Annotated in this window: 15 protein-coding genes, 2 tRNA genes and 2 rRNA genes; 12 read left to right on the top strand and 7 right to left on the bottom strand. The window is 59.2% G+C overall.

The features are described from left to right. Positions 1-62 precede the first annotated feature (62 nt). The 6 genes from AC2T3R_RS00600 to AC2T3R_RS00575 form a co-directional block, all read right to left on the bottom strand. A 23S ribosomal RNA gene (locus AC2T3R_RS00600) occupies positions 63-2,954 on the bottom strand. A 243-nt stretch (positions 2,955-3,197) separates the two neighbouring features. After that, positions 3,198-3,273: transfer RNA gene (locus tag AC2T3R_RS00595), tRNA-Ala, on the bottom strand. A gap of 24 nt (positions 3,274-3,297) precedes the next feature. Continuing rightward, positions 3,298-3,374, bottom strand: a tRNA-Ile gene (locus tag AC2T3R_RS00590). 85 nt (positions 3,375-3,459) lie between these two features. Next, positions 3,460-4,996 (bottom strand): 16S ribosomal RNA (locus AC2T3R_RS00585). The 16S and 23S rRNA genes sit together here with 2 tRNA genes alongside, the layout of an rRNA operon. 568 nt (positions 4,997-5,564) lie before the next feature. Continuing rightward, positions 5,565-6,785: a CaiB/BaiF CoA transferase family protein gene (locus AC2T3R_RS00580; RefSeq protein WP_015268508.1), complete on the bottom strand. Its 1,221-nt coding sequence runs from the start codon at positions 6,783-6,785 to the stop codon at positions 5,565-5,567. A 14-nt stretch (positions 6,786-6,799) separates the two neighbouring features. Beyond that, positions 6,800-7,981: an acyl-CoA dehydrogenase gene (locus tag AC2T3R_RS00575; protein WP_003252907.1), complete on the bottom strand. Its 1,182-nt coding sequence runs from the start codon at positions 7,979-7,981 to the stop codon at positions 6,800-6,802. A gap of 161 nt (positions 7,982-8,142) precedes the next feature. On the opposite strand from AC2T3R_RS00575, the gene AC2T3R_RS00570 reads away from it, so the two are divergent. From AC2T3R_RS00570 to AC2T3R_RS00525, 10 genes are all read left to right on the top strand, one after another. Continuing rightward, positions 8,143-9,042 (top strand): LysR family transcriptional regulator, encoded by a 900-nt coding sequence (locus AC2T3R_RS00570; protein ID WP_410953071.1) that lies wholly within the window; start codon positions 8,143-8,145, stop codon positions 9,040-9,042. Between the two features lie 436 nt (positions 9,043-9,478). Further along, positions 9,479-10,600, top strand: coding sequence for a Re/Si-specific NAD(P)(+) transhydrogenase subunit alpha (locus tag AC2T3R_RS00565; protein ID WP_015268506.1), 1,122 nt, complete (start codon positions 9,479-9,481; stop codon positions 10,598-10,600). Positions 10,601-10,611: 11 nt separating this feature from the next. Next, complete coding sequence (locus AC2T3R_RS00560) at positions 10,612-10,926, top strand: NAD(P) transhydrogenase subunit alpha part 2 (protein ID WP_003256966.1); 315 nt, start codon at positions 10,612-10,614, stop codon at positions 10,924-10,926. A 2-nt stretch (positions 10,927-10,928) separates the two neighbouring features. Beyond that, positions 10,929-12,365, top strand: coding sequence for an NAD(P)(+) transhydrogenase (Re/Si-specific) subunit beta (locus AC2T3R_RS00555; protein WP_486744484.1), 1,437 nt, complete (start codon positions 10,929-10,931; stop codon positions 12,363-12,365). A 186-nt stretch (positions 12,366-12,551) separates the two neighbouring features. After that, complete coding sequence (scpC, locus tag AC2T3R_RS00550) at positions 12,552-14,045, top strand: succinyl-CoA:acetate CoA-transferase ScpC (RefSeq protein WP_015268504.1); 1,494 nt, start codon at positions 12,552-12,554, stop codon at positions 14,043-14,045. A 437-nt stretch (positions 14,046-14,482) separates the two neighbouring features. Then, complete coding sequence (locus tag AC2T3R_RS00545) at positions 14,483-14,698, top strand: DUF1127 domain-containing protein (RefSeq protein ID WP_003256968.1); 216 nt, start codon at positions 14,483-14,485, stop codon at positions 14,696-14,698. Positions 14,699-15,004: 306 nt separating this feature from the next. Beyond that, entirely contained in the window at positions 15,005-15,322 is a 318-nt protein-coding gene (locus AC2T3R_RS00540; RefSeq protein ID WP_015268503.1) for a DUF2388 domain-containing protein, read from the top strand. Positions 15,323-15,410: 88 nt separating this feature from the next. After that, positions 15,411-15,704 carry a DUF2388 domain-containing protein gene (locus AC2T3R_RS00535; protein ID WP_015268502.1) on the top strand — a complete coding sequence of 98 codons (294 nt, stop codon included), beginning with the start codon at positions 15,411-15,413 and terminating at the stop codon, positions 15,702-15,704. A 36-nt stretch (positions 15,705-15,740) separates the two neighbouring features. Next, positions 15,741-16,061, top strand: a complete 321-nt coding sequence (locus AC2T3R_RS00530; protein ID WP_003256970.1) for a DUF2388 domain-containing protein — start codon at positions 15,741-15,743, stop codon at positions 16,059-16,061. Further along, entirely contained in the window at positions 16,058-18,013 is a 1,956-nt protein-coding gene (locus AC2T3R_RS00525) for a DUF7844 domain-containing protein (RefSeq protein ID WP_486744483.1), read from the top strand. The genes AC2T3R_RS00530 and AC2T3R_RS00525 overlap by 4 nt, the downstream gene beginning before the upstream one ends. Positions 18,014-18,139: 126 nt before the next feature. Here AC2T3R_RS00525 and AC2T3R_RS00520 read toward each other — a convergent pair whose 3' ends face one another. Beyond that, positions 18,140-18,541 carry a GFA family protein gene (locus tag AC2T3R_RS00520; protein ID WP_085665610.1) on the bottom strand — a complete coding sequence of 134 codons (402 nt, stop codon included), beginning with the start codon at positions 18,539-18,541 and terminating at the stop codon, positions 18,140-18,142. Between the two features lie 267 nt (positions 18,542-18,808). On the opposite strand from AC2T3R_RS00520, the gene AC2T3R_RS00515 reads away from it, so the two are divergent. Next, the gene (locus AC2T3R_RS00515) at positions 18,809-20,116 is read left to right on the top strand and encodes a CitMHS family transporter (protein ID WP_015268498.1); all 1,308 of its coding nucleotides are present in this window, start codon (positions 18,809-18,811) and stop codon (positions 20,114-20,116) included. A 71-nt stretch (positions 20,117-20,187) separates the two neighbouring features. Continuing rightward, a complete protein-coding gene (locus AC2T3R_RS00510; protein WP_025337243.1) occupies positions 20,188-20,958 on the top strand; it encodes a TerC family protein in 771 nt (256 codons plus the stop codon). The last annotated feature ends 55 nt before the right edge of the window (positions 20,959-21,013 follow it).

Genomic DNA, 21,013 nt, shown 5'->3' with positions numbered 1-21,013 from the left:
GAACTTTCGGTTGTTTCGTCTTCACCACCGCAATCTGCGCTAGCAAATTGCTTGGGTGTTATATGGTCAAGCCTCACGGGCAATTAGTATTGGTTAGCTCAACGCCTCACAGCGCTTACACACCCAACCTATCAACGTCGTAGTCTTCGACGGCCCTTCAGGGGATTCAAGATCCCAGTGAGATCTCATCTTGAGGCAAGTTTCCCGCTTAGATGCTTTCAGCGGTTATCTCTTCCGAACATAGCTACCCGGCAATGCCACTGGCGTGACAACCGGAACACCAGAGGTTCGTCCACTCCGGTCCTCTCGTACTAGGAGCAGCCCCTCTCAAATCTCAAACGTCCACGGCAGATAGGGACCGAACTGTCTCACGACGTTCTAAACCCAGCTCGCGTACCACTTTAAATGGCGAACAGCCATACCCTTGGGACCGGCTTCAGCCCCAGGATGTGATGAGCCGACATCGAGGTGCCAAACACCGCCGTCGATATGAACTCTTGGGCGGTATCAGCCTGTTATCCCCGGAGTACCTTTTATCCGTTGAGCGATGGCCCTTCCATACAGAACCACCGGATCACTAAGACCTACTTTCGTACCTGCTCGACGTGTTTGTCTCGCAGTCAAGCGCGCTTTTGCCTTTATACTCTACGACCGATTTCCGACCGGTCTGAGCGCACCTTCGTACTCCTCCGTTACTCTTTGGGAGGAGACCGCCCCAGTCAAACTACCCACCATACACTGTCCTCGATCCGGATAACGGACCTGAGTTAGAACCTCAAAGTTGCCAGGGTGGTATTTCAAGGATGGCTCCATGAGAACTGGCGTCCCCACTTCAAAGCCTCCCACCTATCCTACACAAGCAAATTCAAAGTCCAGTGCAAAGCTATAGTAAAGGTTCACGGGGTCTTTCCGTCTAGCCGCGGATACACTGCATCTTCACAGCGATTTCAATTTCACTGAGTCTCGGGTGGAGACAGCGCCGCCATCGTTACGCCATTCGTGCAGGTCGGAACTTACCCGACAAGGAATTTCGCTACCTTAGGACCGTTATAGTTACGGCCGCCGTTTACCGGGGCTTCGATCAAGAGCTTCGCTTGCGCTAACCCCATCAATTAACCTTCCGGCACCGGGCAGGCGTCACACCCTATACGTCCACTTTCGTGTTTGCAGAGTGCTGTGTTTTTAATAAACAGTCGCAGCGGCCTGGTATCTTCGACCGGCATGGGCTTACGGAGCAAGTCCTTCACCCTCGCCGGCGCACCTTCTCCCGAAGTTACGGTGCCATTTTGCCTAGTTCCTTCACCCGAGTTCTCTCAAGCGCCTTGGTATTCTCTACCTAACCACCTGTGTCGGTTTGGGGTACGGTTCCCAGTTATCTGAAGCTTAGGAGCTTTTCTTGGAAGCATGGTATCAACCACTTCGTCGCCTAAAGGCAACTCGTCATCAGCTCTCGGCCTTGAAATCCCGGATTTGCCTAAGATTCCAGCCTACCACCTTAAACCTGGACAACCAACGCCAGGCTGGCCTAACCTTCTCCGTCCCTCCATCGCAATAACTGGAAGTACAGGAATATTAACCTGTTTTCCATCGACTACGCTTTTCAGCCTCGCCTTAGGGACCGACTAACCCTGCGTCGATTAACGTTGCGCAGGAAACCTTGGTCTTTCGGCGTGCGAGTTTTTCACTCGCATTGTCGTTACTCATGTCAGCATTCGCACTTCTGATACCTCCAGCAAGCTTCTCAACTCACCTTCACAGGCTTACAGAACGCTCCTCTACCGCGTCATCAAAGATGACACCCGTAGCTTCGGTGCATGGTTTGAGCCCCGTTACATCTTCCGCGCAGGCCGACTCGACTAGTGAGCTATTACGCTTTCTTTAAAGGGTGGCTGCTTCTAAGCCAACCTCCTAGCTGTCTAAGCCTTCCCACATCGTTTCCCACTTAACCATGACTTTGGGACCTTAGCTGACGGTCTGGGTTGTTTCCCTTTTCACGACGGACGTTAGCACCCGCCGTGTGTCTCCCATGCTCGGCACTTCCAGGTATTCGGAGTTTGCATCGGTTTGGTAAGTCGGGATGACCCCCTAGCCGAAACAGTGCTCTACCCCCTGGAGTGATACATGAGGCGCTACCTAAATAGCTTTCGAGGAGAACCAGCTATCTCCGAGCTTGATTAGCCTTTCACTCCGATCCACAGGTCATCCGCTAACTTTTCAACGGTAGTCGGTTCGGTCCTCCAGTCAGTGTTACCTAACCTTCAACCTGCCCATGGATAGATCGCCCGGTTTCGGGTCTATACCCAGCGACTAAACGCCCTATTAAGACTCGCTTTCGCTACGCCTCCCCTATTCGGTTAAGCTCGCCACTGAATATAAGTCGCTGACCCATTATACAAAAGGTACGCAGTCACCTAACAAAGTAGGCTCCCACTGCTTGTACGCATACGGTTTCAGGTTCTATTTCACTCCCCTCTCCGGGGTTCTTTTCGCCTTTCCCTCACGGTACTGGTTCACTATCGGTCAGTCAGTAGTATTTAGCCTTGGAGGATGGTCCCCCCATATTCAGACAAAGTTTCTCGTGCTCCGTCCTACTCGATTTCATTGACAAGAGATTTTCGTGTACGGGGCTATCACCCACTATGGCCGCACTTTCCAGAGCGTTCCACTAATCTCAAATCAACTTAAGGGCTGGTCCCCGTTCGCTCGCCACTACTAAGGGAATCTCGGTTGATTTCTTTTCCTCAGGGTACTTAGATGTTTCAGTTCCCCTGGTTCGCCTCTTGCACCTATGTATTCAGTACAAGATACTCAGCTTGTGCTGAGTGGGTTCCCCCATTCAGAGATCTCTGGATCACAGTCTGTTTGCCGACTCCCCAAAGCTTATCGCAGGCTACCACGTCTTTCATCGCCTCTGACTGCCAAGGCATCCACCGTATGCGCTTCTTCACTTGACCATATAACCCCAAGCAATCTGGTTATACTGTGAAGACGACATTCGCCGAAAATTCGCATGTTGCTCTTTCGAGCAGAACTCACAAATTTTACCTTAGCCTGATTAACCAGCAGTGAAACTGGCCATCAGTCTATATCTATCACATATCCGAATTTTTAAAGAACGATCTGACAAAAGTCAGAAATCAACATTCGAGCTGAATGTTCATTTCTAAGTTCTGACAAGCTACTGCGTACGGCGAAAGTGGTGGAGCCAAGCGGGATCGAACCGCTGACCTCCTGCGTGCAAGGCAGGCGCTCTCCCAGCTGAGCTATGGCCCCGTATTCTACGGCTGAACCATGTAATGGTAGGTCTGGGCAGATTTGAACTGCCGACCTCACCCTTATCAGGGGTGCGCTCTAACCAACTGAGCTACAGACCTATAACAGGGTCGCGTTACAGCATCGTCTTTTACAATGAATCAAGCAATTCGTGTGGGAGCTCATCAGCAGGCTGATGTCGTCGATTAAGGAGGTGATCCAGCCGCAGGTTCCCCTACGGCTACCTTGTTACGACTTCACCCCAGTCATGAATCACACCGTGGTAACCGTCCTCCCGAAGGTTAGACTAGCTACTTCTGGTGCAACCCACTCCCATGGTGTGACGGGCGGTGTGTACAAGGCCCGGGAACGTATTCACCGCGACATTCTGATTCGCGATTACTAGCGATTCCGACTTCACGCAGTCGAGTTGCAGACTGCGATCCGGACTACGATCGGTTTTGTGAGATTAGCTCCACCTCGCGGCTTGGCAACCCTCTGTACCGACCATTGTAGCACGTGTGTAGCCCAGGCCGTAAGGGCCATGATGACTTGACGTCATCCCCACCTTCCTCCGGTTTGTCACCGGCAGTCTCCTTAGAGTGCCCACCATAACGTGCTGGTAACTAAGGACAAGGGTTGCGCTCGTTACGGGACTTAACCCAACATCTCACGACACGAGCTGACGACAGCCATGCAGCACCTGTGTCAGAGTTCCCGAAGGCACCAATCCATCTCTGGAAAGTTCTCTGCATGTCAAGGCCTGGTAAGGTTCTTCGCGTTGCTTCGAATTAAACCACATGCTCCACCGCTTGTGCGGGCCCCCGTCAATTCATTTGAGTTTTAACCTTGCGGCCGTACTCCCCAGGCGGTCAACTTAATGCGTTAGCTGCGCCACTAAAATCTCAAGGATTCCAACGGCTAGTTGACATCGTTTACGGCGTGGACTACCAGGGTATCTAATCCTGTTTGCTCCCCACGCTTTCGCACCTCAGTGTCAGTATCAGTCCAGGTGGTCGCCTTCGCCACTGGTGTTCCTTCCTATATCTACGCATTTCACCGCTACACAGGAAATTCCACCACCCTCTACCGTACTCTAGCTCGCCAGTTTTGGATGCAGTTCCCAGGTTGAGCCCGGGGCTTTCACATCCAACTTAACGAACCACCTACGCGCGCTTTACGCCCAGTAATTCCGATTAACGCTTGCACCCTCTGTATTACCGCGGCTGCTGGCACAGAGTTAGCCGGTGCTTATTCTGTCGGTAACGTCAAAACAGCAAGGTATTAACTTACTGCCCTTCCTCCCAACTTAAAGTGCTTTACAATCCGAAGACCTTCTTCACACACGCGGCATGGCTGGATCAGGCTTTCGCCCATTGTCCAATATTCCCCACTGCTGCCTCCCGTAGGAGTCTGGACCGTGTCTCAGTTCCAGTGTGACTGATCATCCTCTCAGACCAGTTACGGATCGTCGCCTTGGTGAGCCATTACCTCACCAACTAGCTAATCCGACCTAGGCTCATCTGATAGCGCAAGGCCCGAAGGTCCCCTGCTTTCTCCCGTAGGACGTATGCGGTATTAGCGTTCCTTTCGAAACGTTGTCCCCCACTACCAGGCAGATTCCTAGGCATTACTCACCCGTCCGCCGCTGAATCAAGGAGCAAGCTCCCGTCATCCGCTCGACTTGCATGTGTTAGGCCTGCCGCCAGCGTTCAATCTGAGCCATGATCAAACTCTTCAGTTCAATACTGCTTGGGTTTTTAAGAAACCCTAAACTTGGCTCAGCATTCTCAAATGACTATGTGATTTCTCGCATGGCCACTTGTGATGCTGATAATCTTTGTGACTATCAGTCCGTACTCACAAGCACCCACACGAATTGCTTGATTCGATTTGTTAAAGAGCGTTTGGTTAAGAGCCTTTCGTCTCAACCGAGGCGCGCATTCTACGCTTTCCTCATTTGCTGTCAAGCGTTTATTTTGAAGTTTTTTTGCGAGAAACTCGTTTAGCTTCAAACACTTGACTCGCTGCGATCTCTCGTAGCGGGAGGCGAATCATACAGCGTTTAGAAGCGCTGTCAACCATCATCTCAACCGCTGCCGATCATTCGATCGAAGCGCTCCTGACACTACCTGAATCGCCTAACTAATTGATTTGCAAGAAGTTTTGCGCTTCGACTACGTCAGAAGTGGGGCGCATTATAAGGGGATTCGAAACCGCGTCAACCCTTAATTTCAAGAAACTTTGATATCGCTGAAAAGCAAAGCGGGAAGGCCTGACGGCCTCCCCGCTTTCACCTAGGCCACAGGCCCTTAAAGGACGCCAGCACTGCGTAGCCGTTGCACCTCACCGGCACCCAGCCCCAATACATCCTCCAGCACCACCTCGGTATGCTCACCCAGCAGCGGCGGCGCCCGACGGTACTCCACCGGCGTCTCCGACAGCCGTATCGGGCTCGCCACCTGCGGCACGCTTCCCGCCAACGGATGCGGAATGCTTACCGCCAATCCGCGCGCCAGCACCTGCGGGTCCTGGAACATCTGCGCCAGGTCATTGATAGGCCCGCACGGCACACCTGCAGCCTCCAGTTGGCTCACCCATTCCGCCGTGGTCTTGAACACCGTGGCCTGGCGAATCAGAGGAATCAGCTCAGCCCGGTTGGCAACCCGCAGCTTGTTGGTAGCGAAACGCGGGTCGTCCGCCCACTGCGGCTGCCCGGCCACCTCGGCGAACTTGCGGAACTGGCTATCGTTGCCCACGGTAAGGATGAAGTCGCCATCCGCCGTCGGAAAATCCTGATAAGGCACGATATTGGGGTGCGCATTACCCAGGCGACGAGGCGGGTTGCCCGTGGTCAGGTAGTTCATCGCCTGATTCGCCAGGCAGGCCACCTGCACATCGAGCAACGCCATGTCGACATGCTGGCCCACCCCGGTCTGCTCGCGATGGGCGAGGGCAGCGAGGATCGCCACCGTGGAATACAACCCGGTAAGGATGTCGGTCAGCGCCACCCCTACCTTGACCGGCCCCGCACCTTCCTCACCTTCCGGGCGGCCGGTCAGGCTCATCAGCCCGCCCAACCCCTGGATCATGAAGTCATAACCCGCGCGCCTTGCATAAGGCCCGGTCTGCCCGAACCCGGTGATGGAACAATAGATAAGCCGCGGGTTGATCGCCTTCAGGCTCTGGTAGTCCAGACCGTAGGCAGCCAACCCACCAACCTTGAAGTTCTCGATGACGATATCGGACTTCTCCGCCAACTCACGCACCAGGCGCTGCCCCTCGGCCTGTGTGAAGTCGATGGTAACCGAGCGCTTGTTGCGGTTGGCCGACAGGTAATAGGCCGCCTCACTGGTGTTCTCACCCTCGGCATCCTTGAGGAAGGGCGGCCCCCATGAGCGTGTATCGTCACCACTGCCAGGGCGCTCGACCTTGATCACATCGGCACCAAGGTCAGCGAGAATCTGGCCAGACCATGGGCCGGCCAACACGCGAGAAAGGTCCAGCACCCGCAGATGTGATAGCGCGCCCATGGGCTGGCTCCTTATCAATAGAAGGCCTGGATGCCGGTCTGCGCACGCCCCAGGATCAGTGCATGCACATCGTGAGTACCTTCATAGGTGTTGACCACCTCCAGGTTGACCAGGTGACGAGCCACGCCGAACTCATCGGAAATGCCATTGCCACCCAGCATGTCACGCGCCATGCGGGCAATATCCAGCGCCTTGCCGCAGGAGTTACGCTTCATGATCGACGTGATCTCCACTGCAGCCGTGCCTTCGTCCTTCATCCGCCCCAGACGCAGGCAGCCCTGCAGTGCCAAGGTGATTTCGGTCTGCATGTCGGCCAGCTTCTTCTGGATCAACTGGTTGGCAGCCAACGGGCGACCGAATTGCTGACGGTCCAGGGTGTACTGACGCGCGGTGTGCCAACAGGCTTCCGCAGCGCCCAGCGCACCCCACGAGATGCCATAGCGGGCGGAGTTCAGGCAGGTGAACGGGCCTTTGAGGCCGCGTACATCCGGGAAGATGTTTTCCTCCGGCACGAATACGTTATCCATGACGATTTCGCCAGTGATGGAGGCGCGCAGGCCGACCTTGCCGTGAATCGCCGGCGCGCTGAGACCTTGCCAACCCTTTTCCAGAACAAAGCCGCGGATATCACCCGCATCGTCCTTGGCCCAGACCACGAATACATCGGCGATCGGGCTGTTGGTGATCCACATCTTGCTGCCAGTCAGGCGGTAGCCGCCGTCGACCTTCCGGGCACGAGTGATCATCGAACCCGGGTCGGAGCCGTGGTTGGGCTCGGTCAGGCCGAAGCAACCGATCCACTCGCCGCTGGCCAGCTTGGGTAGGTACTTCTGCTTTTGTGCCTCGGTACCGAACTCGTTGATTGGCACCATCACCAGCGACGACTGCACGCTCATCATCGAGCGATAACCCGAGTCGATGCGTTCTACCTCGCGAGCAATCAGGCCATAGCACACGTAGTTCAGGCCACTGCCACCGTACTGCTCGGGAATCGTGGCGCCCAGCAACCCGACCTCACCCATTTCACGGAAGATCGCCGGGTCGGTCTGTTCATGACGGAAGGCCTCGAGCACACGCGGGGCCAGCTTGTCCTGGGCGAACTGATAAGCGCTGTCACGCACCATGCGCTCTTCTTCAGTGAGCTGCTGATCGAGCAGCAGCGGGTCGATCCAGTTGAAGCTTGCTTTACCGGCCATGAGCGAAATCCTCGAAATAGGGGGCAGTTTCTTGTGCCTTTGAGCCTAGGCCTGATCGGCCGCCGGGACAAACGAGGATTGCGCACCAATTAGTGATAATTTGTCACTTCGTAAATCGGCAAAACGCCATATTGACAGCCTTACGAGTGAGGTTGACGTACATGCGCCGCAAGATCCCCAGTACCGCCGCCCTGGTTTGCTTCGAGGCGGCGGCCCGCAACGAGAGCTTTACCAAGGCCGCCCAGGAACTTGCACTGACCCAGGGCGCCGTCTGTCGGCAGATAGGCGGCCTGGAAGCCTTCCTCAATGTGGAACTGTTCCGCCGCTCGCGCCGCGGCGTGAAGCTGACCGAAGCAGGCCTTTCCTATAGCCGCCAAGTGGCCGCCCAACTGGACGCGGTAGAGCGCGACACCTTATCAGTCATGCGCCAGCAGGGCGCCAACGTGATCGAGCTGGCCGTCGTGCCCACCTTCGGTACCCAATGGCTGCTACCACGGCTAAAGGACTTCCAGCAGCGCCACCCGGAGGTCACGGTAAACCTCACCAACCGCACCCGGCCTTTCCTGTTTGCCGACACCACCTTCGATGCCGCTATCTACTTCGGCGATGCCGACTGGTCCGGCACCCAGTCGCACCGGCTGATGGGGGAAAACCCGGTACCGGTGTGCAGCCCGGCGCTGCTGGGCGGGCAGGGCACACTCGACGCTCAGCGTATTGCCCGACTGCCACTGCTGCAGCAGAGCACGCGCCCCTATGCCTGGCGGCAATGGTTCGGCAGCGTCGGCATGAATGTGGAACGCGACATGACAGGCCCGCGCTATGAACTATTCTCGATGCTCGCTCAGGCGGCCATGCATGAGATGGGCATCGCCCTGATTCCACCGTTCCTGATCCAGCGCGAGCTGGAGGAGGGTAGGTTGGTGGTCGCTAACAGGCATGCCCTGAGTAGTGACAAGGCCTACTATCTGATGATTCCGGAGCGCAAAGTGGAGTCGGCTTCGCTGCGCGCCTTCCGTGACTGGCTGGTAAGCCAGGCCCAGGCGTACACGGCCAAGACGTGAGCAGGCACGATAAATTGACTCCGTAGTCAATTATTTTTAACACCTACAGATATATGTATTTGTCGCATATACATAAACTGTTATGCAGGAGCAAAAATCCGCTTTAACCCTGCTTACGGCGCGGCTTCGCGGGTTATTTTGCGACATTCACCAAGCCGTAAGCGAATCAACCGCAAATTTTTTGTTTTTTTCTCCTAATCTGCCAATAGCCTATGTTTGACAGGCTGCAGCCAGACCGTTGCGACATACGGTCACAGGGTGACTTGTAGTTTTGACTTCGTTTCGCTCCAGAACCGGTTGAAGGCCTCTGGCTTCGTCTGCAAAATGCTTCGCCCGCCCGGGATTCGGCGGGTCGGCGCTCCACAGCCGCCCCAGCGCACCATCCGAAGTGCGCTGGCTTTTAAAAAGACAAAAGGTCACCGCAGGAGAAATAGTCGTGCACATTGGTGTTCCTCTCGAGACGCAGACCGGTGAGACAAGGGTCGCTGCGACCCCGGAAACCATCAAGAAACTGATTGGCCAGGGCCATCAGGTCACCGTCCAACGGGGGGCAGGGCTCAATGCCAGCATTCCGGACAGTGCCTATGAGGCCGTGGGTGCTTCCCTGGGGAGTGCAGCCGATGCCTACGGCGCCCAATTGGTGCTCAAAGTGGTCGCCCCCAACGACCAGGAACTTGCCCTGATCAACAGTGGCAGCCTCCTGGTGGGCATGCTCAACCCCTTCAACAGCGAGCTGATCGGCAAGATGGCCGAGCGCGGCATTACCGCGTTCGCCCTGGAAGCCGCGCCGCGCACCTCGCGGGCGCAGAGCCTGGACGTGCTGTCGTCGCAGGCCAACATCGCCGGTTACAAGGCGGTGTTGCTGGCTGCCCATCACTACCCACGCTTCATGCCCATGCTCATGACCGCCGCCGGTACCGTCAAGGCCGCGCGCGTGCTGATCCTGGGCGCGGGCGTTGCCGGCCTGCAGGCCATTGCCACGGCCAAGCGCCTGGGCGCGGTGATCGAGGCATCCGACGTACGCCCGGCCGTGAAGGAGCAGATCGAGTCGCTGGGCGCCAAGTTCATCGACGTACCCTACGAAACCGATGAAGAGCGCGAGTGCGCCGAAGGTGTCGGCGGTTACGCCCGGCCTATGCCGGCCAGCTGGATGCAACGCCAGGCCCAGGCCGTGCACGAGCGCGCCAAGCAGGCGGATATCGTCATTACCACTGCGCTTATCCCGGGGCGCAAGGCGCCGACCCTGCTCAGCGCCGAAACCGTCGCGCAGATGAAGCCCGGCTCGGTGGTCATCGACCTAGCAGCAGCCCAAGGCGGCAACTGCCCACTGACCGTCGCCGACCAGGTGGTACAGGAGAACGGCGTGATCATCGTCGGCCCGACCAACCTGCCGGCCCAGGTGGGCGCCGATGCCTCGGCACTGTATGCACGCAACCTGCTGGACTTCATGAAGCTGCTGTTCGACAAGGACGGCGCGCTGGTCATCAACCTCGAAGACGACATCGTCGCGGCCTGCCTGATGTGCCGTGATGGTCAGGTCGTCCGCAAGAACGGCTAAGGAGCACGACAATGGAAGACATGCTGATTTCCCATGGCATCTACAACCTGATCATCTTCGTGCTGGCCATCTATGTGGGCTACCACGTGGTGTGGAACGTCACCCCGGCGCTGCACACGCCGCTGATGGCCGTGACCAACGCCATCTCCGCGATCGTCATCGTCGGCGCCATGCTGGCCGCCGCCTTGACGGTGACCCCGGCCGGCAAGCTGATGGGCACCCTGGCAGTGGCCCTGGCCGCAGTCAACGTGTTCGGTGGCTTCCTGGTCACCCGTCGCATGCTTGAGATGTTCAAGAAGAAAACCAAGAACGAGGCGCAGAAGTAAGCATGAGCATGAATCTGGTAACGCTCCTCTACCTCGTCGCCTCGGTGTGCTTCATCCAGGCGCTCAAGGGCCTGTCGCACCCGACCACCTCGCGCCGCGGCAACCTGTTCGGCATGATCGGCATGGGTATCGCCATCGTCACTACGGTCGGCCTCATTTATAAGCTCGGGGCCGAGCTTGCCACCGCCGGCATCGGCTACGTCCTCGTTGGCTTGCTGGTCGGCGGCACCGCCGGTTCGATCATGGCCAAGCGCGTCGAGATGACCAAAATGCCGGAACTGGTCGCCTTCATGCACAGCATGATCGGCCTGGCAGCGGTGTTCATCGCCATCGCCGCGGTACTGGAACCGCAATCGATGGGCATCGTTGCCGCCATGAGCGACCCGATCCCCACCGGCAACCGCCTGGAGCTGTTCCTCGGCGCAGCCATCGGTGCCATTACCTTCTCCGGCTCGGTGATCGCCTTCGGCAAGCTGTCGGGCAAGTACAAGTTCCGCCTGTTCCAGGGCGCACCGGTACAGTTCGCCGGCCAGCACAAGCTGAACCTGATCCTCGGCCTGACCACCATTGCCCTGGGCCTGCTGTTCACCTTCACTGGCCACTACAGTGCCTTCACCCTGATGCTGGTCTTGGCCTTCATCATGGGCGTGCTGATCATTATTCCGATCGGGGGCGCCGACATGCCGGTGGTGGTGTCGATGCTCAACAGCTATTCGGGCTGGGCAGCGGCCGGTATCGGCTTCTCGCTGAACAACTCGATGCTGATCATCGCAGGCTCCCTGGTCGGCTCGTCCGGTGCCATCCTCTCGTACATCATGTGCAAGGCGATGAACCGTTCGTTCTTCAACGTCATCCTCGGTGGCTTCGGTGGTGATGTCGATGCCGGCGCGGCGCAAGGCTCCAAAGAGCAGCGCCCGGTGAAGTCCGGCTCTGCCGACGATGCCACCTTCCTGCTCAGCAACGCCGACAGCGTGATCATCGTCCCGGGTTACGGCCTGGCGGTGGCTCGCGCCCAGCACGCGCTCAAGGAACTGACCGAGAAGCTCAGCCACAACGGCGTGACCGTGAAGTACGCGATCCACCCGGTGGCGGGCCGTATGCCCGGGCACATGAACGTGCTGTTGGCCGAGGCCGAAGTGCCATACGACCAGGTGTTCGAGATGGAAGACATCAACGCCGAGTTCGGCCAGGCCGATGTGGTGCTGGTGCTGGGCGCCAACGACGTGGTCAACCCGGCGGCGAAGAACGATCCCAAGTCGCCGATCGCTGGCATGCCGATCCTCGAAGCGTTCAAGGCCAAGACCATCATCGTCAACAAGCGCTCCATGGCCAGCGGCTATGCCGGCCTGGACAACGAACTGTTCTATCTCGACAAGACCATGATGGTGTTCGGCGACGCCAAGAAGGTCATCGAAGACATGGTCAAGGCGGTGGAGTGACAACGGCCGCTGCAAACCAGCTGATATAAAGGAAGCCCCGGTCAGAATCTGCCGGGGCTTTTCTTTTATTGATCCGGATCAACGGCTCTATTCCAAGGCTTCTCATACGACCATGGTCGTGGGACGGCAAGGGGCGAAGTCTCTAGACTGCGCTGCAGTAGTTTCAGTAGCCCGAGATAACAATCCATGTACCGTGATCGTATCCGCTTGTCCTCCCTGCACAGCAAGGTAATGAGTGCGGCTGATGCCGCTGGTCTGATCGAGGACGGCATGACCGTCGGCATGAGCGGTTTCACCCGCGCCGGCGAGGCCAAGGCCGTACCACATGCACTGGCCGAACGTGCCAAGCAGTCGCCACTGAAAATCAGCCTGATGACCGGCGCCAGCCTGGGCAACGACCTGGACAAGCAACTGACCGAGGCCGGCGTGCTGGCTCGCCGCATGCCGTTCCAGGTCGACAGCACCCTGCGCAAGGCCATCAACGACGGCCAGGTGATGTTCATCGACCAGCACCTGTCGGAAACCGTCGAGCAGCTGCGCAACCAGCAGCTGAAGCTGCCAGACATCGCGGTCATCGAAGCCGTGGCCATCACCGAGCAAGGCCATATCGTGCCAACCACCTCGGTGGGCAACTCGGCCAGCTTCGCGATCTTCGCCAAGCAGGTGATTGTCGAGATCAACCTCTCGCACAACACCAACCTCGAAGGCCTGCACGACATCTATATCCCGACCTACCGCCCGACCCGCACGCCAATCCCGCTGGTCAAGGTCGACGACCGTATCGGCAGCACCGCCATCCCGATCGACCCGGCCAAAATCGTCGGCATCGTCATCAGCGACCAGCCGGACTCGCCGTCCACCGTATTGCCGCCGGATGACGAAACCCAGGGCATCGCCGACCACCTGATCAACTTCCTCAAGAAAGAAGTCGAAGCTGGCCGCATGACCAACAAGCTTGGCCCGCTGCAGGCCGGTATCGGCAGCATTGCCAACGCAGTGATGTGCGGCCTGATCGAGTCGCCGTTCGAAGACCTGACCATGTACTCCGAAGTACTGCAGGACTCCACCTTCGACCTGATCGACGCCGGCAAGCTGAGCTTCGCCTCGGGCAGCTCGATCACCTTGTCGACCCGCCGCAACGCCGACGTGTTCGGCAACCTGGAGCGTTACAAGGACAAGCTGGTACTGCGCCCGCAAGAAATCTCCAACCACCCGGAGGTGGTCCGTCGCCTGGGCATCATCGGTATCAACACCGCGCTTGAGTTCGATATCTACGGCAACGTCAATTCCACACACGTGTGCGGTACCAAGATGATGAACGGCATCGGCGGCTCGGGTGACTTCGCCCGTAATGCCCACCTGGCCGTGTTCGTCACCAAGTCGATTGCCAAGGGTGGCGCGATTTCCAGCGTGGTGCCGATGGTCAGCCATGTCGACCACACCGAGCACGATGTGGACATCCTGGTCACCGAGCAAGGCTTGGCCGACCTGCGCGGCCTGGCGCCACGCGAGCGCGCCCGGGCGATCATCGACAACTGTGTGCACCCGGACTACCGCGCAGCACTGAGCGACTACTTCGATCGCGCCTGCCAGCGTGGCGGCCATACCCCGCACATCCTGCGTGAAGCCCTGAGTTGGCACGAGAACCTGGAAGAAACCGGGCGCATGCTGGCTAGCTGATACAAATGAGGAATGGAACGGCGGCCCTGCTTCCGCTGTTCCGGCCTCTTCGCGGGCTTGCCCGCTCCCACAGGTCATGTGCAACCCTCAAGGGCAGCACTTTACCTTGTAGGAGCGGGCAAGCCCGCGAAGGGGCCATAACAGTCAAACCCTTTCATCGATACACTCCCGCCGCAATCTGCAACAGAATCTGTACTACTGTACTGGTGTTTTTGCGCCTTCCCGGCTGAGAAATCCTCTTCATCAAATCAAAACGCACCAAATAAGTGCGCACCAGTACAGTTACGCCAGTTTCGAGTGCAACAGTAGGGTTACACAGTTAACTGGACCATCGTCTTTCAACTGAACTGTATCTACTGTTATGGACGACAGAGGAGGATCATTGGCATCAGTTAAATCACTACCTAATCCCGCCATAAGCGGAAGGATGAAACATCATGGAACGTACCCTCAGTTCCGGTCTGGTTTTTGAAAGCAACGCCCAACAATCCAACGCTTCGCTGCCGCTGCGCGCTCTGTCCACCTTGCTGCTGTGGCAGCGCCGCATGGCCAGCCGCCGTCAACTGGCTCGCCTGGACGCCCGCCTGCTGGCCGACGCAGGTATCAGCGAGTCGCAGCGTTACGAAGAGCTGAGCAAGCCATTCTGGCGCTAAGCTCCGGCTTGCCGGCTTCGGCCGGCACCGCGAATTCCCGAAACCCGTTGCAGGTGACTGCGACGGGTTTTTTGTTTGCAGGCGGCATGCCAGAGCCTTTCACAAGCGAACCTGTACAGTTTTGAAAATCATAAAACAGACCAGAACAGTTTATTGGTGCGCTGTTCATTAACATCCAGAAACACCGGCGCATGATACGCTTGGCGTAACAGTCTGGTAGAACGCACTGTTGAAAAGTACCGCGACGAGCTGTGCGAGCGTCCGATAAAGCAGAACCACCCGACCCTAGTCCAGGAGTCCACGATCATGTCCCGTAAATACCTGATTGGCGCCGCCCTGATGCTGAGCCTGGCCGGCACCGCAAACGCCACCAGCTTCGTTGTCACCACCGACGCCGTCGTTGGCGCAGTGGCCGCGTCCACCGATGCCACTTCCGATATTTCCTCCTCGTTCCGTGACGACAAGATCGTCCAGGCCGCCCGTGACGACGCCGCCAGCTTCGTTGGCAGCCAGGGCGACATTCGCGGTGCCAAGCTGGAAAGCGCTTTCCTGCACATCCGCTCGCAGATGCCAACCCTGCAGGCCAGCGACGCGCAACTGGCCCAGGCCATTCTGGCGCTCTGACCCCGCCTGAGCCGTTCAGCTGTGCTGGTCACCACCAGCACAGCCGTACTCACCATTGCCGCCCCCGTTTCCAGCTGTTGTAGAGCCCATGCGTTATCTGTTGCCGTTGCTGTTCTCCGTTATTGGCATGGCCAGCGCCCATGCCATGGATACCACTACGCAAAGCCTGGTCATCACCGGCTATGTCACCAGCCAGGTCACCAGCGCACCGTTCGACCGCAAACTGGTCCGCCAGGCCCAGGACGATGCCGCTGCCTTCGTCGCCAGCGACGGCCAGATCCGCGGTGCACGGCTGGAGGCAGCACTGGAATCATTACGCCACAATTGCGCACGGCATACCGTCGGCGATCTGGAACTGGCGCAAGCAATTCTCGTCCAATAATTAAATCTGACTCCCTGTATTTTTCGGAGATGCTCCATGCGTAAACCGCTGATTGCCGCTACCCTCGGCATGCTGCTGCTGGCCGACCTGGCCCAGGCACAGACCCTGGTGGCCACCAGCAATATCATCGTGCGGGCCTTTGGCCGTTCGATCGATTTCACCTCTGACACCACCACCTCGATCCGCGATTCCAAAGTGGTGCGCGAAGCCCATGACGACGCCGCCAGCTTTGTCGCCAGCAACGGTGACATCCGCGGCGCCCAGCTCGAGGCCGCCTTCAACACCCTGCGCGAGCGCGTGCCGCAAGCGCGTGACGCCAGCGACCAGGTACTGGCTGAAGCCATCCTCGCGCTGTGAACCGCGTGCGCGCCTGGCTGCTCGGCTGCGCCCTGACGCTGCTCGGCACGCCCGCCCTGGCCGACCTGCAGCTCGAGCTGCAGGCGTCCGGCCTTGACTCACAGCAGGCCCTGGCCACTCAGGCTCTGCTCGACGAAGCCATGGGCAAGCTGCCCCCCAGCTTCAAGCAACAGCTGAACCGCCGCGTGCGTGTCAGCTGGAGCGACAACATGCCTGCCGACGCCTATGGCCAGGCATCGCTGGTCTCTACCCTCGAACTCAATCGCCGCCTGCTGCCCAGCCTCACCGATGGCAGTGCGGCCACCGAACGCACCAACCGCCCGCATGGCACGGTGCGAGAAGAACTGCTGGCCACCGTGCTGCACGAACTCACCCATATCTACGACCGTGCCCGGCTGTGGCCCAGCGCCGAGAACGCGCTGATCGCCCGTTGCAAGCGCCAGCAAGGTACGTTGGGCAAGGTCGGCCTGCCCGAAGCATGCCGTGGCCAGGCCGAGCGCCGCTTCACCCTCAGCGACGACCCGCGCCTGCTCGACCTGGCCGGCTGGCAGCAGTACGTGGGCCGACGCGGCGAGCGCGAGCAGCACAACGGCCAGTTCGTGCGCAGCCCCGACAGCTATGAACTGAGCAGCCCCAAGGAGTACATCGCGGTCAACATGGAGTACTTCCTACTCGACCCGAGCTACGGCTGCCGCCGTCCGGCGCTGAACCAGTACCTGCGCGAACACTTCGGCTGGGCACCGCAGCAGGACAGCTGCGCCAAGGGCCTGCCATTCATCAATGCCGGCAGCGACTTCGCCCGCCAACCGCTGGGCGAAATCGACCCCGAGCGGGTCTATGAGGTGGACTACCTGCTGGCCGAAGCCAACCAGAACCTGGTCAGCCGCTGGGGCCACAGCATGCTGCGCCTGGTGATCTGCAAGCCGGGCCGCCCACGCGGGCCGGACTGCCGCCTGGACCTCGACCAGAGCCTGGTGCTGTCGTACCGCGCCTTCGTCAACGATGTGCAGCTTTCCAGCTGGGACGGCCTGGTCGGTGCCTACCCCTCGCGCCTGTTCGTGCTGCCGCTGGGCCAGGTGATCGACGAGTACACCAAGACCGAACTGCGCAGCCTGGCCTCGGTGCCCTTGCGGCTCGACCGCGACGAGATCGAGAACCTGGTGCGTCAGGCCGCCGAAATGCACTGGAGCTACGATGGCAACTACTGGTTCCTGTCCAACAATTGCGCAGTAGAGTCGTTGAAGCTGCTGCGCAGCGGCACCGCCAACCCGCGCCTGAACGACCTCGACAGCATCATGCCCAATGGCTTGCTGGCTGTGCTCAAGGGCAGGGGACTTGCCGACACCAGTGTGCTCGACGACCCCCGCGAAGCGTTGCGCCTGGGTTATCGCTTCGACTCCTACCGTGACCGTTACCAGGCCATGTTCGAGGTGTTGAAGAAGCAGTTGCCAATAAAGCAGGACAAGGTCGAGGACTGGCTGGCCCTGGACGCCGAGCAACGGCGGGCCTGGTTCGCCCAGGCCGACCTGCGTACCAGCGCCGCCTTGCTGCTGCTTGAACAGGCCAGCTTGCGCCGGCAACTGCTGCTGGCCCAGGACGAGGTCAAGCAGCGTTACCTGAACGCCGCCGCGCTGAAGGATGGCAGCGTCAGCAAGGCCGATGCGACCCTCAGGCAGATGCTTGCCAACAGTGGCTTCCTCAGCCGCCCGGCAGAATTGCTCGATAGCAAGGGCTACGGGCTGCCGCAGCCGCAGGAGCGCAAGCACCTGGAACAGGTCAGCAGCGAGCGGCAAGCGCAGTTGCTGCGCTTGAGCACGAGCCTGGACAAAGAGGTGAGGGCGCTGCTGGAGCCGTCGCGGGCCAGGGAGATTGCGGCGGTGGAAGCCAACGTGAAGCAGGTGGGCGAGCATCTGCGGGCATTGCACAAGGCTGCAGGAGGCCTGCAGTTGTAAGTATGGCTGTACCGGCCCTATCACCGGCAAGCCAGCTCCCACAAGATCCCCACAGGTCTGAAGGTGTTGGGGTACCTGTGGGAGCTGGCTTGCCGGCGATAGAGCCAGCAGCACCAACACAATCTCTTACAGGTTCTCCTCCGCCTCCGAAGGCAAATCCTCGTCCAGATGCAACCAAGGCAACCGGCTATCCACCCAGATATGCCGGTTGGCCCTGACCCGTTCCGGGTGGTCCAAGGTCGCCACCGTCACATCCACCGTCTCCGGGCTATGTGTAGTAACCAACGCCACATGCGCCCCGCAATGCCCACAGAAGTACCGGCTGCAACTGGCCGGTGCCACATAGCAGTTCGGCTCGCCCGCCAGCCACTGGAACCCCGAGCGGGGCACGGTGAGCCAGGTCACCACCAGCCCGCCACTGACCCGCCGGCAGATCGAACAATGGCAATGGGCAATGTCCGTCAGGTCGCCCTCCAACCGATAACGCAAGGCGCCACAGTGGCAGCCACCCTCGGTCACATCCTGCATCACCTACCTCTCGTCGCCTTTGCTTCGGCGAAAGCTGGCTGAAAGCTTGCCCTCATAGGATAGCCCCCACTACCGGCACCAGACCGGTCAGCCAGGGCACCCGGTAACTACCGTGCCCGGCCCAATCAACAACAACAATGGTGATTCTGATGTATTCCTGTGCCCGACTTTCCGTAGCCCCCCTCCGCATGCTCCCTGCACAGCGCCAAACGCGCTGATCCGCCCGAATCGACGTTCCTTTCGCCGCGCCACGCCTGGAGTATTGCCATGCTGACCTTCCTCGGCTTTGCCATGGTCATCACCTTCATGTACCTGATCATGACCAAGCGCCTTTCGGCCTTGATCGCGCTGATACTGGTACCGATCCTGTTCGCCCTGTTCGGCGGTTTTTCCGCCAAGATCGGCCCGATGATGCTCGAGGGCATCAGCAAGCTCGCACCTACCGGCGTGATGCTGATGTTCGCCATCCTCTATTTTGCCCTGATGATCGACTCCGGCCTGTTCGACCCGGCCGTGCGCAAGATCCTCAAGCTGGTCAAGGGTGACCCGCTGAAAGTCTCCGTCGGCACCGCAGTACTGGCCCTGGTGGTCTCGCTCGACGGTGACGGCGCCACCACCTACATGATCTGCTGCGCCGCCATGCTGCCGATGTACAGCCGCCTGGGCATGAGCCCGCGGATCATGGCCGGCCTGATCATTCTCGCCGGCGGGGTGATGAACATGACCCCCTGGGGTGGCCCGACCGCCCGTGCCGCCAGCGCCCTGCACGTGGACCCGTCGGACATCTTCGTGCCGATGATCCCGGCCATGCTGTTCGGCGTGCTGGCAATCCTGGCCATCGCCTACATGTACGGCAAGCGCGAACGTGCCCGTCTGGGCGAGTTGCACCTGCCCACCGACGACATCGACCACAGCGAAATCACTGTTTCGCAGTACCCGGACGCGCGCCGGCCAAAACTGCTGTACTTCAACGGCGCCCTGACCGCTGCCCTGATGGTCGCGCTGATTGCCGGCGTGCTGCCGCTGCCAGTGCTGTTCATGATCGCCTTCAGCATCGCCATGATCGTCAACTACCCGTGCCTGCAGCAGCAGAAAGACCGCATCGCCGCCCACGCCGGCAGCGTGCTGGCGGTAACCGGGCTGATCTTTGCCGCCGGCATCTTCACCGGCATCCTGTCGGGCACCGGCATGGTCGACGCCATGTCCAAGAGCCTGCTGTCGGTCATCCCCGAGGCGCTGGGCCCATACCTGGCGGTGATCACCGCGATCGTGAGCATGCCGTTCACCTTCTTCATGTCCAACGACGCGTTCTACTATGGCGTGCTGCCGGTGCTGGCCGAAGCTGCCAGCCACTACGGCATCAGCCCGGTGGAAATGGCCCGTGCGTCGATCGTCGGGCAACCGGTACACCTGCTCAGCCCCTTGGTACCCTCCACCTACCTGCTGGTGGCCCTGGCAGGCATCGAGTTCGGCGATCATCAGCGCTTCACCTTGAAGTGGGCAGTGCTGGTGTGCCTGTGCATAATGCTCGCCGCGCTGCTGATGGGCATTTTCCCGCTGTTCAGTAGTCTTTAATAAACGCGTATTTCCCTAACGCGACGCGCCCTGATCCGGGCGCGTCGCCTTTACCGTTCGAAGGAAAACACATGGAATGGCTGACCAGCCCGGAAATCTGGGTTGCCTTTTTCACCCTTACCGCGCTTGAGATCGTCCTCGGTATCGACAACATCATCATGATCTCGATTCTGGTCAGCCGCATGCCCAAGCACATGCAGCCGCGCACCCGGATCTTCGGCCTGGCCCTGGCCATGGTCACCCGTATCATGCTGCTGCTGTCGATCACCTGGGTCATGCGCCTTACCGCCGACCTGTTCGTGGTCCTGGGCCAGGGCATCTCCGGGCGTGACCTGATCCTGTTCTTTGGTGGCCTGTTCCTGCTTTGGAAAAGCTCGCAAGAGATCTACCACGGCCTGGAAGGCGAGGACGAGAACCCGGAAGAGCCGAAAGGCGCGGGTGGCAAGTTCTTCTACACCATCATCCAGATCGCCATCATCGACATCGTGTTCTCGCTGGACTCGGTGATCACTGCGGTGGGCATGGTGTCCCACGTACCGGTGATGATCGCCGCGATCATCGTCGCCGTGCTGGTGATGATGCTGTGCGCCGGCACCATCAGCGACTTCATCGACAAGCACCCGTCGCTGAAGATGCTCGCACTATCGTTCCTGATCGTGGTCGGTACCGTGCTGATCGCCGAAGCTTTCGACGTGCATGTACCAAAGGGCTACGTCTACTTCGCCATGGCGTTCTCGCTGGCGGTGGAAGCCATCAACATCCGCATGCGCACTGCCTTGGCCCGCAAGAACGGCAAAGAGCATGAGCCGGTGAAACTGCGCAAGGACATTCCGGGTCAATAAGATCAGGAAGTGCAGGACACAAAGGGCCCTTCGCTGGGCCCTTTTTCATGCCCGG

Source organism: Pseudomonas sp. PVC-5-1, from assembly GCF_057444345.1.
This window is presented reverse-complemented; position numbering and strand designations above follow the sequence as displayed.

What these genes read in the sequence shown, in the direction of transcription:
- AC2T3R_RS00580 (WP_015268508.1), bottom strand. Translation starts at nt 6,785, where the DNA reads ATGGGCGCGCTATCACATCTGCGGGTGCTGGACCTTTCTCGCGTGTTG.
- AC2T3R_RS00575 (WP_003252907.1), bottom strand. Translation starts at nt 7,981, where the DNA reads ATGGCCGGTAAAGCAAGCTTCAACTGGATCGACCCGCTGCTGCTCGAT.
- AC2T3R_RS00570 (WP_410953071.1), top strand. Translation starts at nt 8,143, where the DNA reads ATGCGCCGCAAGATCCCCAGTACCGCCGCCCTGGTTTGCTTCGAGGCG.
- AC2T3R_RS00560 (WP_003256966.1), top strand. Translation starts at nt 10,612, where the DNA reads ATGGAAGACATGCTGATTTCCCATGGCATCTACAACCTGATCATCTTC.
- AC2T3R_RS00555 (WP_486744484.1), top strand. Translation starts at nt 10,929, where the DNA reads ATGAGCATGAATCTGGTAACGCTCCTCTACCTCGTCGCCTCGGTGTGC.
- scpC (WP_015268504.1), top strand. Translation starts at nt 12,552, where the DNA reads ATGTACCGTGATCGTATCCGCTTGTCCTCCCTGCACAGCAAGGTAATG.
- AC2T3R_RS00545 (WP_003256968.1), top strand. Translation starts at nt 14,483, where the DNA reads ATGGAACGTACCCTCAGTTCCGGTCTGGTTTTTGAAAGCAACGCCCAA.
- AC2T3R_RS00540 (WP_015268503.1), top strand. Translation starts at nt 15,005, where the DNA reads ATGTCCCGTAAATACCTGATTGGCGCCGCCCTGATGCTGAGCCTGGCC.
- AC2T3R_RS00535 (WP_015268502.1), top strand. Translation starts at nt 15,411, where the DNA reads ATGCGTTATCTGTTGCCGTTGCTGTTCTCCGTTATTGGCATGGCCAGC.
- AC2T3R_RS00530 (WP_003256970.1), top strand. Translation starts at nt 15,741, where the DNA reads ATGCGTAAACCGCTGATTGCCGCTACCCTCGGCATGCTGCTGCTGGCC.
- AC2T3R_RS00520 (WP_085665610.1), bottom strand. Translation starts at nt 18,541, where the DNA reads ATGCAGGATGTGACCGAGGGTGGCTGCCACTGTGGCGCCTTGCGTTAT.
- AC2T3R_RS00515 (WP_015268498.1), top strand. Translation starts at nt 18,809, where the DNA reads ATGCTGACCTTCCTCGGCTTTGCCATGGTCATCACCTTCATGTACCTG.
- AC2T3R_RS00510 (WP_025337243.1), top strand. Translation starts at nt 20,188, where the DNA reads ATGGAATGGCTGACCAGCCCGGAAATCTGGGTTGCCTTTTTCACCCTT.